The organism is Streptomyces sp. SAI-127 (genome assembly GCF_029894425.1).
Taxonomy (GTDB): Bacteria; Actinomycetota; Actinomycetes; order Streptomycetales; family Streptomycetaceae; genus Streptomyces.
This window is the reverse complement of sequence record NZ_JARXYJ010000001.1, coordinates 5,960,771-5,973,429: the sequence shown is the minus strand read 5'-3', so window position 1 is coordinate 5,973,429 and position 12,659 is coordinate 5,960,771. Positions and strand designations below refer to the sequence as shown.

General features: G+C 70.6%; 10 protein-coding genes and 1 pseudogene. 3 read left to right on the top strand and 8 right to left on the bottom strand.

Annotated elements, in window-relative coordinates:
* Positions 1 to 26: 26 nt before the first annotated feature.
* Both M2157_RS27445 and M2157_RS27440 read right to left on the bottom strand, forming a co-directional pair.
* A complete protein-coding gene (locus M2157_RS27445) occupies positions 27 to 872 on the bottom strand; it encodes a DMT family transporter (protein ID WP_280858198.1) in 846 nt (281 codons plus the stop codon).
* Positions 869 to 1,366: a YbaK/EbsC family protein gene (locus tag M2157_RS27440; RefSeq protein ID WP_280858199.1), complete on the bottom strand. Its 498-nt coding sequence runs from the start codon at positions 1,364 to 1,366 to the stop codon at positions 869 to 871. The genes M2157_RS27445 and M2157_RS27440 overlap by 4 nt, the downstream gene beginning before the upstream one ends.
* Positions 1,367 to 1,493: 127 nt before the next feature.
* Between M2157_RS27440 and M2157_RS27435 the strand changes: the two genes are divergently transcribed.
* Positions 1,494 to 1,817, top strand: coding sequence for a hypothetical protein (locus tag M2157_RS27435; protein WP_280866445.1), 324 nt, complete (start codon positions 1,494 to 1,496; stop codon positions 1,815 to 1,817).
* A gap of 48 nt (positions 1,818 to 1,865) precedes the next feature.
* Complete coding sequence (locus M2157_RS27430; RefSeq protein WP_280866444.1) at positions 1,866 to 2,495, top strand: GNAT family N-acetyltransferase; 630 nt, start codon at positions 1,866 to 1,868, stop codon at positions 2,493 to 2,495.
* A gap of 42 nt (positions 2,496 to 2,537) precedes the next feature.
* Here the strand turns inward: M2157_RS27430 and M2157_RS27425 are convergent, their stop codons facing one another.
* Together M2157_RS27425 and M2157_RS27420 are read right to left on the bottom strand one after the other, a co-directional pair.
* Complete coding sequence (locus M2157_RS27425) at positions 2,538 to 4,751, bottom strand: MMPL family transporter (protein WP_280858202.1); 2,214 nt, start codon at positions 4,749 to 4,751, stop codon at positions 2,538 to 2,540.
* Positions 4,752 to 4,870: 119 nt separating this feature from the next.
* Positions 4,871 to 5,476, bottom strand: coding sequence for a TetR/AcrR family transcriptional regulator (locus tag M2157_RS27420; protein WP_280858203.1), 606 nt, complete (start codon positions 5,474 to 5,476; stop codon positions 4,871 to 4,873).
* Between the two features lie 184 nt (positions 5,477 to 5,660).
* On the opposite strand from M2157_RS27420, the gene M2157_RS27415 reads away from it, so the two are divergent.
* Positions 5,661 to 8,894 carry a S41 family peptidase gene (locus M2157_RS27415; protein ID WP_280866443.1) on the top strand — a complete coding sequence of 1,078 codons (3,234 nt, stop codon included), beginning with the start codon at positions 5,661 to 5,663 and terminating at the stop codon, positions 8,892 to 8,894.
* Between the two features lie 65 nt (positions 8,895 to 8,959).
* Here M2157_RS27415 and M2157_RS27410 read toward each other — a convergent pair whose 3' ends face one another.
* The 4 genes and pseudogenes from M2157_RS27410 to M2157_RS27395 all read right to left on the bottom strand — a co-directional run bounded on the left by M2157_RS27410 (position 8,960) and on the right by M2157_RS27395 (position 12,538).
* The gene (locus tag M2157_RS27410; protein WP_280858204.1) at positions 8,960 to 9,157 is read right to left on the bottom strand and encodes a hypothetical protein; all 198 of its coding nucleotides are present in this window, start codon (positions 9,155 to 9,157) and stop codon (positions 8,960 to 8,962) included.
* 88 nt (positions 9,158 to 9,245) lie between these two features.
* Complete coding sequence (locus M2157_RS27405) at positions 9,246 to 10,130, bottom strand: SDR family oxidoreductase (protein ID WP_280858205.1); 885 nt, start codon at positions 10,128 to 10,130, stop codon at positions 9,246 to 9,248.
* Positions 10,127 to 11,045: pseudogene (locus M2157_RS27400) on the bottom strand (alpha/beta hydrolase). Before M2157_RS27400 ends, M2157_RS27405 begins: the two are co-directional and overlap by 4 nt.
* Positions 11,042 to 12,538: an NAD(P)/FAD-dependent oxidoreductase gene (locus M2157_RS27395; protein WP_280866442.1), complete on the bottom strand. Its 1,497-nt coding sequence runs from the start codon at positions 12,536 to 12,538 to the stop codon at positions 11,042 to 11,044. Before M2157_RS27395 ends, M2157_RS27400 begins: the two are co-directional and overlap by 4 nt.
* Positions 12,539 to 12,659 lie beyond the last annotated feature (121 nt).

Genomic DNA, 12,659 nt, shown 5'->3' with positions numbered 1-12,659 from the left:
TTGGGACAGCCCCCTGAAACGGACGCCTAACCGGCGTGCAGCATCAGCCCGATGCCCGCGACCAGCAACCCTGCCGCGACGATCCTCGGCGCCCCGAACCGCTCCTTGAAGAACACGGCGCCGATGGCAGCGCCGACGATGATCGAGGATTCGCGCAGGGCGGCGACGGGGGCGAGTTCGGCCTTGGTCTGGGCCCACAGGACGAGCCCGTAGGCGGCCACGGAGAGGGCGGCGCCGACGAGCCCGACCCCTGCGAACGGCCTCAGTACGGCGACGAACCGACCGCGCCAGCGCGCGAGGGCGTACACCGGGATCACGACCCCCTGCACCGCCATCAGCCAGGCGATGTACCCGAGCGAGGAACCGGAGGCGCGCACGCCGAGTCCGTCGACGACGGTGTACGCGGCGATGGTCAGCCCGGTCGCCAACGCGGCGCCGATCGCCGACCAGTCGGTCCCACGGCCGCGCAGCCCCCACAGCGCGACGCCGGTCAGTCCCGCGCAGGAGAGGGCGATGCCGGCGGCGGCCCACCCGTCCGGCACCTCGTGTGCGAAGAGGGCGGCCAGCACGGTCACGACCAGGGGGGCGGTGCCGCGCGCGATCGGATAGGCCTGCCCGAAGTCCCCGAGCTGGAAGGACTTCATCAGCAACGCGTAGTAGGCGATGTGGATGCAGGACGAGGCGAGGAGATACGGCCACGCGCCCGCCGCAGGGACCGCCGCGAACGGGATGATCGCCGTCCCGATGAGCATCCCCCCGCCCGAGATCAGCGTGAACCCGACCAGCTTGTCGGTGATCTGGTGCGCGATCGCGTTCCAGCTGGCGTGCGTGACCGCGGCGAGGAGAACGGCAGCGGTGACGAGCGGCGTCACGCGATGCGCTCGCGGACGTCCACGAGAGCGGCACCGGCCTGGGCGACCAGGTCCTTGGGCGCGATGGGGAACACGGCGTGCGGATTGCCGGCGGCGGCCCACACCAGCTCGTGTTCGAGCAGCGAGCGATCGGCCAGCACCCTGGTCCTCGTACGGTGCCCGAAGGGCGGCACGCCCCCGATGGCGTACCCGGTCGTCTCCCGTACGACATCGGCCTTGGCCCGGGTGACCTTGCCGGCGCCGAGCTCCTCCCGGACCCGGTCGAGGTCGACCCGCGAGGCCCCGTCCATCAGCACCAGCACGGGCACGCCGTCCGCCGCGAAGATCAGCGACTTGCAGATCTGACTCAGCTCGCACCCGATGGCCGCGGCGGCCTCGGCGGCGGTACGGGTCGCGTCCGGAAAACGGCGGACCTGCGAGGCGAGCTCACCGAGCCCCAGCTCGCGCAGTGCCTCGGCGAAACGGGGATGGGCTCCAGAGTCCGAAAGCGTCATGCCCGGCAGATTAGCTGCCGGATACAAACGTCACGAACGATTTCACCGTCGGAGGGCGTGGACCGGGCTTGTTGTAACGTCCTGGTCGTGACCGGGAGTTCGGGCACCGGCGTCGAGGGGAGTGCTCATGTCGGCCAACTGGTTCTTGCTGATACCTGTCGCCGCTCTCGTACTGTTCGTGCCCGGTGCGATCGCCGTGCTGAAGCTGCAGAAGGCCTCGCTCAGGCGCATGGGGTCCATGGCGGTGACGGCGTCGCCCGCCGCGGATCGGACGGGATTCCAGCAGTCGTCGCAGGAGAGCCGAGAGGAATTCGTCCGGAGGCACTGGCAGCGCTCCGGCCTGGTCGCCGACGGCGTGACCCTGGTCGATCTCTACGACCGTATCCAGGCCCTGGAGGAACGCGTCGCCCGGGCCGAGCGGCGGTCCGCGTCACCGCCACCGACCGACTGATACGGCGGCCTCGTTCCCCTGCCCCCTCCCGTCATGCAGGATGCTGCGATGACCTCGTCTCCCGCCGTACGCCCCTACCGCCCCCAGGACCGCGACGCCCTCGAGGACATCTGCGTCCGCACCGCCCACGCGGGCCGGGACAGCCGCCCGCACTACAAGGACCCCGGCGTCTTCCCGGCGGCCTTCGCGGCGCCGTACGTCCATCTCGAACCGGAGCTGGCGTTCGTGCTGGACGACGGGGAGGGACATGCCGTCGGGTACATCCTCGGGACCGCCGACACGCCCCGGTTCGTGGCGGACTACCGCGCGAAATGGCTGCCCCTCGTGACCGACCGCTATCCGGAGCCCCGCCACGAACCGCGCACCCCCGACGAGGAGATCGTCGCGCTCCTGCACCGCCCCGAGCGGATGCTCGTGCCCGAAGTGGCCGCCTACCCCGCCCACTTGCACATCGACCTGCTCCCCGAGTGGCAGGGGCGCGGATACGGGCGTGCGCTCATGGAGAGCTTCCTGCACGCGCTGCACGAGCGGGGCGTGGCCGCCGTACACCTGTCGATGGTGTCCGCCAACGCGCCCGCCCGTGCCTTCTACGACCGTCTCGGCTTTCATGAGATCGCCGTACCGGATCCCGGGCCCGTCACCTATCTCGGCCGGTCCACGGCAGAAGAAGGCCGGTGAGGGCATCCCCCTCACCGGCCGACTCCTCTCACGCGGTGTGCGTCAGACGCGTACCAGCTCCCGGTCCTCGTCCGGATCCGCGTCCTTCTCCGCCTGGGTGCGCAGTCCCTCGCCCTCGACGTCGACGTTGGGCAGCGCGCGGTCCAGCCACTTCGGCAGCCACCAGGCCCGCCGTCCGAGCAGGGCGAGGACCGCGGGGACGATGGCCATGCGCACGATGAACGCGTCGAAGAAGACGGCGATCGCGAGGCCGAAGCCGATCATCTTGATCATCGACTCGCTGGAGCTGATGAAGCCTCCGAAGACGGCCATCATGATGACCGCGGCGGCGGCCACGACCCGGGCGCTGTGCTTGAACCCGGTCACGATGGCCTGGCTCGCGGACTCGCCGTGGACGTACGCCTCGCGCATCCGGGTCACGAGGAACACCTCGTAGTCCATCGCGAGCCCGAAGACGACGCCGACCATGAAGATCGGCATCATCGACATGATCGGGCCGGTCTCCTCGACGCCGAGCACACCGCCGAGCCAGCCCCACTGGAAGACCGCGACGACGGCACCGAGCGCGGCGAGCACCGACAGCAGGAAGCCGAGGGCCGCCTTCAGCGGGACGAGGATCGAGCGGAAGACCACGATCAGGAGGAGGAAGGCGAGGCCCACGACCAGGCCCAGGTACGGGATCAGGGCGTCCGAGAGCTTCTGCGAGAAGTCGATGTTCATCGCGGTGGTGCCGGTGACCAGGACGTCCGCACCCGTGTCGGACCTGATCTCGGCGCCCTGGTCACGGATGGAGTGGACCAGGTCCTCGGTCTGCACCGAGGACGGCTTGGAGTCCGGGATCACGGTGATGGTCGCGGTGTCACCGGCCTTGTTGAAGGTGGCCGGGGTGACCGTCACGACGTCCTTGAGCCCCTTGATGCCGTCGGTCACCGAGGTGGCCGCGGCCTTGGGGTCGTCGCTGTTCTTGGCGTCGACCACGATCATCAGGGGACCGTTGAAGCCCGGGCCGAAGCCCTCCGAGAGGAGGTCGTAGGCGCGGCGCTGGGTCGTGGACGTCGGCTGCGAGCCGTCGTCGGGCAGGCCCAGTTCCAGCTGGGTGGCCGGGAGGGCGATGGCGCCCAGGCCGAGCACACCGAGCAGCAGCACGGCGGCGGGACGGCGGATGACGAAGCTCGCCCAGCGGGTGCCCATGTTGGGCTTCCCCTTGACGTCCGCCTTCGCGTCCGTCTTCTTGCGCTTCTCGCCCACCGGCCGGACCTTCCGGCCCGCGTATCCGAGCAGCGCCGGGATCATGGTCAGCGCGATGAGGACGGCCACCACGACCGTGCCCGCCGCCGCCAGGCCCATCTTGGTCAGCATCGGGACACCGACGACCGAGAGGCCGGCCAGTGCGATCACGACCGTGAGGCCGGCGAAGACCACCGCGGAGCCGGCGGTACCGGTGGCCCGGCCCGCGGCCTCCTCGCGGTCCCGGCCCTCGGCGAGCTCGGCCCGGTAGCGGGAGACGATGAACAGCGCGTAGTCGATGCCGACCGCGAGACCGATCATCAGCGCGAGGGTGGAGGTGGTGTCGCCGAGGTCGAGCGCGTTGGCGAGGGCGGTGATGGTGGAGACGCCGATCCCGACGCCGATGATCGCCGTCAGCAGCGGCAGTCCCGCCGCCACCAGCGAGCCCAGGGTCATGACCAGGACGACCGCGGCGATGGCGAGACCGATGACCTCACCGACGGCTCCCGGCTCGGCCGCGGCCTGCAGCGCGTCACCGCCGACGTCGACGGTCAGCCCGGTGGCCCGGGCCTCGTCGGCGGCCTTCTCCAGGGCGTCCCTGGTCGCGTCCTTGAGTTCCATGGCGGGGGCGTCGTAGCGCACCGAGGTGTAGGCGACCGTGCCGTCCTTGCTCACCGCGTTGGTCGTGAACGGGTCGGTGACGGAGACGACCTCGGAGCCGTCACCCAGTTCCTTGACGGTCTTGGCGACGGTTGCCTTGTTGGCGGCGTCCGTCATCTTCTCGCCCTCGGGCGCCTTGAAGACCATGCGCCCGGTCGCGCCGTCGGCGCTGGCCCCGGGGAAACGCTGTTCCAGCAGGTCGAAGGCCTTCTGGGCCTCGGTGCCCGGGATGGAGAAGGAGGTGGATCCGGCGGCGGGCGCACTGGCCGCGCCGACGCCCGCGAGGGTCAGCAGGGCCACCCATATCAGGGCGACGAAGTGCCGTCGCCGGAAGGCGAGGCGGCCGAGTTTGTAGAGGAAAGTGGCCACGAAGGCGTACTCCCGGTCAGGTCGTGGGGTCTAGGGCGACACGGCCCAAGGGCAGGGATGATCAGCCCGACGACGTGAGCGGTTACGTCAGGTGGAGGGCTTGCTGGGGAGACTGTGGGTCAGTCGGTGGCAACGCCGAGGGCGGGGAGGACCACGGCGTCGATGTACGAAAGGAGGAAGTCCTGGGTCGGCGGCAGTTCGTCGATCATCGTGCGGGCCGCGAACCCGCCGATCATCATGTGGATCATGAACTCGATCGCCGGGTTGTCGGGGCGCACCTCGCCCCGTTCGACCGCCCGCTGCACCACTCGGCGGAACTCCGCCATCTCGGGTTCGATGAGATGCTCGCGGAACGCCTTCAGGAGATCCGGGTTGCCGTGGATCGCCATGGCCAGGCCCCGCATGAGCGCGGAGTTCTGCTCCATCGTGCAGTCGTCCGAGCGCATGGTGAGCGCGTGCAGGTCGCCCTTGAGCGACCCGGTGTCGATCTCCTCGAAACCGAGACCGCCCGGCTTGGTGTGCCGCACCGCCTTCGCCACCAGCTCGGCCTTGCCGCCCCACTGGCGGTAGAGCGTGGCCTTGCTGGAACGGGTGCGCGCGGCGACGGCGTCCATGGTGACGGCGTCGTAGCCGACCTCCCGGAGCAGTTCGAGCACGGCCTCGTACAGCTCGGCCTCACGCTCGGGGGTGATGCGGCTGCGACGCGCGGTCGAGACCTCGGTCATGTCACTCACCCTTTCCGCTACGGGACTTCGAACGAGACTGTTTCGTACGACACGAATGTAGCGCATTCTCCAGCGAAACGAAACGGTTTCGTTCGTGTTGTGGGTCACCCCAGGTCGCGGCACGTCACCTCTGGCCGATTTTTCATAAGTTGCTCCGGTCCATGACCAGGAAAAGCATGGGGAGGTGAGCTATCTGTGCCTTCCGCATCTGAGCGGCGACCTGTTGTGCTTCGTGGCCGAGGACGACCTCTGGCTGGCCCCTCTCGACGGTCCGGGCCGGGCCTGGCGTCTGACCGTCGACCGCACCAAGGTCGGCCATCCGCGCTTCTCGCCCGACGGCCGCCACATCGCGTACACGAGCTGGCGCAGTCTCGTGCCCGAGATCCACCTGGCGGACGTGGACGGCGGGCCGGGCCGGCGGCTCACCTACTGGGGCAGCGCGGACACCCAGGTCTGCGGATGGACGCCGTGCGAAGGAGGCAAAGGGGCCACCATCCTCGCCGTCGCCTCCCACGGCGAGCCCTTCTCCTACTTCACCTGGGCGTACAAGGTCCCCACCGACGGCTCCCCGGGCCGCAAGCTTCCCTGGGGTCCGGTCTCCGACATCCAGGTCGCCGACCGCAGGACCCTCCTCCTCACCGGTACCCCACCGCACGAGCCGGCCGCCTGGAAGCGCTACCGGGGCGGCGCCACGGGCCGGCTCTGGCTGCACGGCGAACGTCTGCTGCCCGGCCTCGGCGGCCACCTCCACTCCCCCATGTTCGTCGGCGAACGGATCGCCTTCCTCTCCGACCACGAGGGCGTGGGCAACCTCTACTCCTGCGCCCACGACGGCTCCGACCTGCGCCGCCACACCGACCACGACGCCTTCTACGCCCGGCACGCCTCCAGCGACGGCACCCGGGTGGTGTACCAGTGCGGGGGCGACCTGTGGATGGTCGACGACCTCTCGTCCGAGGCCCGCAGGCTCGACGTACGGCTGAGCGGTCCGCGCGCGGGACGCCGTACGTACCAGGTGCCCGCCTCTCAGCACGTGGACGGCATCTCGGTCGACGAGACGGGCCGCGCGAGCGCCGTCGTCGTCCGCGGCAGCCTCTACTGGCTGACCCACCGGGACGGCCCGGCCCGCACGATCACGGACACCCCGGGGGTACGGGTCCGGCTCCCGGAGATGCTCGGCTCCGTCGGCCAGGTCGCGTATGTGACGGACGCGGAGGGCGAGGACGCGATCGAGATCGCCTATCTGCCGCGGGCGACAGGGGACCGCGAACCGCGCAGGCTCGCCTCGGGAGAGCTGGGGCGGGTCCTGGAGCTGGTCTCCGACCCGCAGGGCGAGCGCCTCGCCCTCGCCTCGCACGACGGACGGCTCCTTCTGCTCGATGCGACGGAGGACTCCGACGGCGAGGTCACCGAGCTGATCCAGTCGGTCAACGGGCCGGTGCGGGACCTGGCCTTCTCACCGGACGGCTCGTGGCTGACCTGGTCGCACCCGGGGATCGGCCGCACCCTGCGCCAGATCAAGATGGCCCGAATTTCCCCGAAGGGAGGAGGGGACCGGTTGATCGTCGACGTCACCAACGGCCGCTTCGAGGACGAGAACCCGGTCTTCACCCGGGACGGGCGCTACCTGGCGTTCCTCTCCTGGCGGGGCTTCGACCCGGTGTACGACGTCCACACCGGCGACCTGTCCTTCCCGCTCGGCTGCCGGCCCTACCTGGTCCCGCTGTCCTCGGCGACCCCCTCCCCCTTCGCCCTGAACCCTGAGGGCCGCCCGGCCGCCGGAGGCCTGGACCCGGTCGAGGACGAGAGCGGCGAGGGCGGGGCGGTGACGGTCGAACTCGAAGGGCTGGAGAGCCGGGTGACCCCGTTCCCGGTCACCGCCTCCAAGTACTCGGCGCTGCACCCGGTCGCGGGCGGTGGCCTGGTCTGGCTGCGCTGGCCGATCTCGGGCGCCCTCGGCGAGACCTTCGTGAACCCGGACGACACCTCCGAGCGCCCGACCCTCGAACACTTCGCCATCGGCAAGGCGAAGAAGACCGAGCTGGTCGAGCACCTGGACTGGTTCGCGGTCAGCGGCGACGGCTCCCGGCTGGTCGTGGTGGACGAGGGCGACCTGCGCGCGACCCCCGCCACGGAGTCCGGCGACAGCGACACGATCGTCTGGATCGACCTGCGCCGCATCCTCCACGAGGTCGACCCGGCGGCCGAATGGCGCCAGTCGTACGAGGAGGCGGGCCGCCTGATCCGGTCCTACTTCTGGGAACCGGGGATGTGCGGGATCGACTGGGACGCGGTGCTCGACCAGTACCGCCCGCTGGTCGAACGGGTCGCCTCCCCCGACGAGTTCGCCGACCTCCTGCGCGAGGTCCTGGGCGAACTGGGCACCTCCCACGCCTATGTCACCGCCGCCCGCCGCAACGAGGGCCCACCGCACTACCAGCGCCGCCAGGGCCTGCTGGGTGCGAACCTCGTGCTCAGGGAGGGTGGTTGGACGGTCAGGCGGATCCTCCCCGGCGACTCCTCGGACTCCAAGGCACGCTCCCCGCTGGCCGGCACGGGCATCCGCGAGGGCGCGGTCCTCACCCACGTGGACGGCCGCGCGGTCGACGCGGTCGCGGGCCCCTATCCCCTGCTCGCGGCGGCGGGCGGTACGACGGTGGAGCTGACCTTCGCCCCAGCCGGCGGAGGGGCCCGCCGGGTGGCGGTGGTCCCGCTCCTGGACGAACGCCCCCTGCGCTACCAGGACTGGGTGGCCAAACGCCGTGCCGTCGTACGGGAGTTGAGCGGCGGCCGGTGCGGCTATCTGCACATCCCCGACATGGGCGGCTCGGGCTGGGCCCAGTTCAACAGGGACCTGCGGATGGAGGTCTCCCGCCCCGCCCTCATCGTCGACGTACGCGGCAACGCCGGCGGCCACATCAGCGAGCTGGTCGTGGAGAAACTGACCCGCACGATCCTCGGCTGGGACCTGACGAGAAACGCCCAGCCGGTGTCGTACGCCTCGAACGCCCCGCGCGGCCCGGTGGTCGCCCTGGCCGACGAGGCGACCTCGTCCGACGGCGACATGATCACGGCGGCGTTCAAGCTGCTGAAGCTCGGTCCCGTGGTGGGCCAGCGCACCTGGGGCGGAGTGGTCGGCATGACCGGCCGCCACCAGCTCGGCGACGGTACGGTGATCACCGTACCGATGAACGCGGCATGGTTCGACGCGTACGGCTGGTCCATCGAGAACCAGGGCGTACCCCCGGACCTGGAGATCCTCCGCACCCCACTGGACTGGGCGGAGGGCCGCCACGCCCAACTGGACGACGCGGTGACGCTGGCGCTGAGCCTGCTGGAGACGACACCTCCGGCGACGCCGCCCAACTACCGGGACGTACCGGACAGATCGAGGCCGAAGCTTCCGCCGAGGTCTTGAGAGGCATACAGCAACGCAGGGTGCCCTCCCACGAATGAGAGGGCACCCCACGCGTCAAGCAGTGACTACATCTCGTAGTCGGGGTCGAGCCGCTCCTGCTCCTCGCGCTGGAGCCGCTCGGTCTCCTCGTCCCGCATGCGGTCGCGGTCGGGGCCCTGGCCCTGACGACCCCGCTGGCCCTGCTGCTTGGCCTGCTCGGCCTTCTGCTTGGCCTGCTGCTGCCACTGCTCGGACTTGTCCTGGAACTGGTCCTTCATACCCATGTGGGTTCACTCCCGTGGGGGTGAGGGGAAAGGCCCCTGGCCGGGGCCTCGACCAGATTCACACGCCCGGACAAAGAACGCATTTCGATCAGTCACGGTGCGTAGCGCGAGCCTCCTCATCCGCGGCCCCACCTGCACCGACGAGTCCCACCCGCATACCCTCCAACCGTTCCCCGAACCGCCGCATCTCCCGCTGCCCGACCGTCCCGATGAGCCCCGGCAGATACCCGCGCATCCCCTGCATCCCGCGCAGCCACCCCTGCCCGTACACATGGCTCGACCGCCGCTCGATCCCGGCCACGATCCGCTCGACGGCCGGCCCCAGCGGATACGTCTTGTTGGCCGGCCACGGCAGCCGCTGCCTGAGCTCCCGCATGACGTCGTCCTGGTCGGCCCCGCGCACCATGTCGGTGTCGGTCCACGACAGATACCCGACCCCGACCCGCACGCCCTTGTGTCCGACCTCGGCGCGCAGGCTGTGCGCGAACGCCTCCACACCGGACTTGGACGCGCAGTACGCGGTCATCATCGGCGCCGGGGTGATCGCGGCGAGGGAGGCGATCTGCAGCAGATACCCCCGGCTCTCCATCAGCACGGGCAGGAACGCCCTTGCGGTGACGGCCGATCCGATGAGGTTGACCTCGATCACCCGCCGCCACGCCTCCGGATCGGAGTCGACGAAGGGCCCGCCGGTGGCGACACCGGCGTTGGCGACCACGATGTCGACCTTCCCGAACCGCTCCTTGACCTCCCGCGCGACCCGGGCCATCGCCTCGTGATCGGTGACGTCGGCGTGCCAGTGGTCGCTGTCGCCGTGCAGCCGTCCGGAGAGCTGCTTGAGCGCGTCCGGCTCCAGGCCGACCAGCGCGACCTTCGCCCCGCGCGCCGACAGCTTGCGGGCGAGCAGCTCGCCCACGCCCCGCGCGGCCCCCGTGACGACCGCGACCTGTCCCTCGAGCCCGACCCTGCTCATGCGCCCTCCTTGACCTGTACGTAGGTGGTGACCAGTTCACGGATCCGTGCGGTGACCGTCTCGGGCGCCTCGATGGGCGTCATGTGGCCGACGCCGGGCAGCTCGGTCACTCCGAGGCAGTTCGGCAGGGCGGCGGCCAACTGGTGTGCGTGCACGGGCGGGGTGAGCCGGTCGGCCGTACCGACGACGACGGCTGTCGGCACGCCGAGCTGCCGTACGCCGTGGTCCAGATCGAGCAGATCGAGGACCTGCGACCAGGCGTGGCGCACCTTGCGCGGGCAGGCGTGCACGATCCGCGCGCACGCCTCCACCATGTGCGGAGCCGAACCGGGGCCCCATCGTCCCGTACTTGAGGATCCGCCGGGCCAGCGGCGTGACCGGTCCGAGCGGCGCCCGCGCCCCGAGGACGTGCCGGGTCAGCCAGGTGCGCAGCCGCCCGGCCCGGATCGGTACGACGGTCGACTCGGCGACCAGCCGCGACGAACCGGTGCTGCACAGCAGGACGGCGGCCGCGCGCGCACGGAACGTGGGACGCTCCGCGGCGGCCATGACGGTCATCCCGCCCATGGAGTGACCGACGATCACCGCCTTCCCGCCTGCCCCGAGGGCCGCCTCCAGTACGGCTTCGAGGTCGTCGGCGAGCATGTCCGCACTGCAGGCGGGGCTCGCCGGACTGCGTCCATGGCCGCGCTGGTCGTACGCGATGACCCGGTGGTCGGCACGCAACTCGCGGATCTGGGCGGCCCAGAAGGCGGTGGAACAGGTCCAGCCGTGGGCGAGGACGACGGGGGGCGCGTCGTCGGGACCGTGCACCTCCACGTGCAGGCGGGCGCCGTCGGCGGACAGGGCGGTGAGCTCGCGCACCGGGACGGGTGGGGCGTACGGCCCGGAGATCACGTGCGTCGGACGGCTCATACGGCGGTCGCCTCCGCGTGTGCCGGCACCCGCAGCACCTCGTACTCGGCGAGATCCACCCGCCGGGTGGCCCGCCGGAACTCGGTGGTCGTGCCGGGCCAGATCGTGCTGTTGCGGCCGTTCGCGTCCAGGTACCAGCTGGTGCAGCCGCCGGTGTTCCACACCGTGCGCTTCATGCGCTCCTGCACCCGGTCATTCCAGTCCCGCACGGCGGAGGGCCGGGCGTCGAGGGCCACCCGGCCGCCGAGGACGTCGAGTTGCCGTACGAAGTCGGCCAGGTAGTTCAGCTGGGACTCGATCATGAGGATCATCGAGGAGTTCCCCAGACCGGTGTTGGGCCCGATGATGGTCATCCAGTTGGGGAAGCCGGCGGCGGAGGCACCCCGCAGCGCCTCCATCCCGCCCTTCCACGCCTCGGCGAGCGTCCGCCCGTCCGCGCCGACGACCCGGTCGGCGATCGGCATGTCGGTGACATGGAAGCCCGTACCGAAGACGATCGCGTCGACCTGGGCCTCGGTGCCGTCGGCGGCGACGAGTGTCGACCCCTCGACCCGGCTGAGCCCGCTCGCGACCACGTCCACGTTGGGCTGGGCGAGCGCCGGGTAGTACGTGCTGCTCAGCAGGATCCGCTTGCAGCCGATGCGGTAGTCGGGGGTGAGCTTGGCGCGCAGGGCCGGGTCCTTGATGGCACGGGCCATGTTGCGCTTGGCCAACTGCTCCACCGCACCGAGCTCGTTGGGCCGCTTGGTGAACGCCTGGACCTGCAACTCCCGGATACCCCACAGCAGTCCGCGACGGGCCTGGGTGGTGAAGGGCAGCTGCCGGTGCAGCCAGCGCTCGGCGCCGCTGATCGCCCGGTCCATGCGGGGCATCACCCAGGGCGGGGTGCGCTGGAAGAGCGTGAGCCTCCGGGCGAGCGGCTGGACGGCCGGGACGATCTGGATGGCCGAGGCGCCGGTCCCCACCATGGCGACCCGCTTGCCGCGCAGGTCGTAGTCGTGGTCCCAGCGGGCGGAGTGGAAGACCTTGCCCGGGAAGGAGTCCAGGCCGGGAACGTCGGGGATCTTGGGATCGGAGAGCGGCCCGGTGGCGGACACGACGAAGTCGGCCGAGAGACTGCCACTGGAGGTCTCGATGTCCCACCGCAGCTTCTGGCTGTCCCAGGTCATCCGCTTCACCTCCGAGTTGAGGCGGATGTGCGGGCGGAGCCGGAAGACGTCGGTCACATGCTCCAGGTAGGCGCGGATGTGGTCCTGCCCGGAGAAGGTGCGCGGCCAGTCCGGGTTGGGCGCGAAGGAGAAGGAGTACAGGTGGGAGGGCACATCGCAGGCACACCCCGGATAACTGTTGTCCCGCCAGGTACCACCCACACTGGCGGCCCTCTCCAGCACGACGAAGTCGGTGACACCCTCGCGCCGCAGCCGTACGGCGGCCCCCAGCCCGCCGAATCCGGACCCGACCACCGCCACCCGCACATGCTCGTGTTCGGCCATGCCGATGCCTTCCCTGCCCGACTCTGCCAGTGAACACTGGCGCAATGGGAGGGTAGAGCAGCTCCGTACCGATGGGTAGGGGTCGGGGAGAAAGAAAGTTACCCGGGGTACGACATAGGCT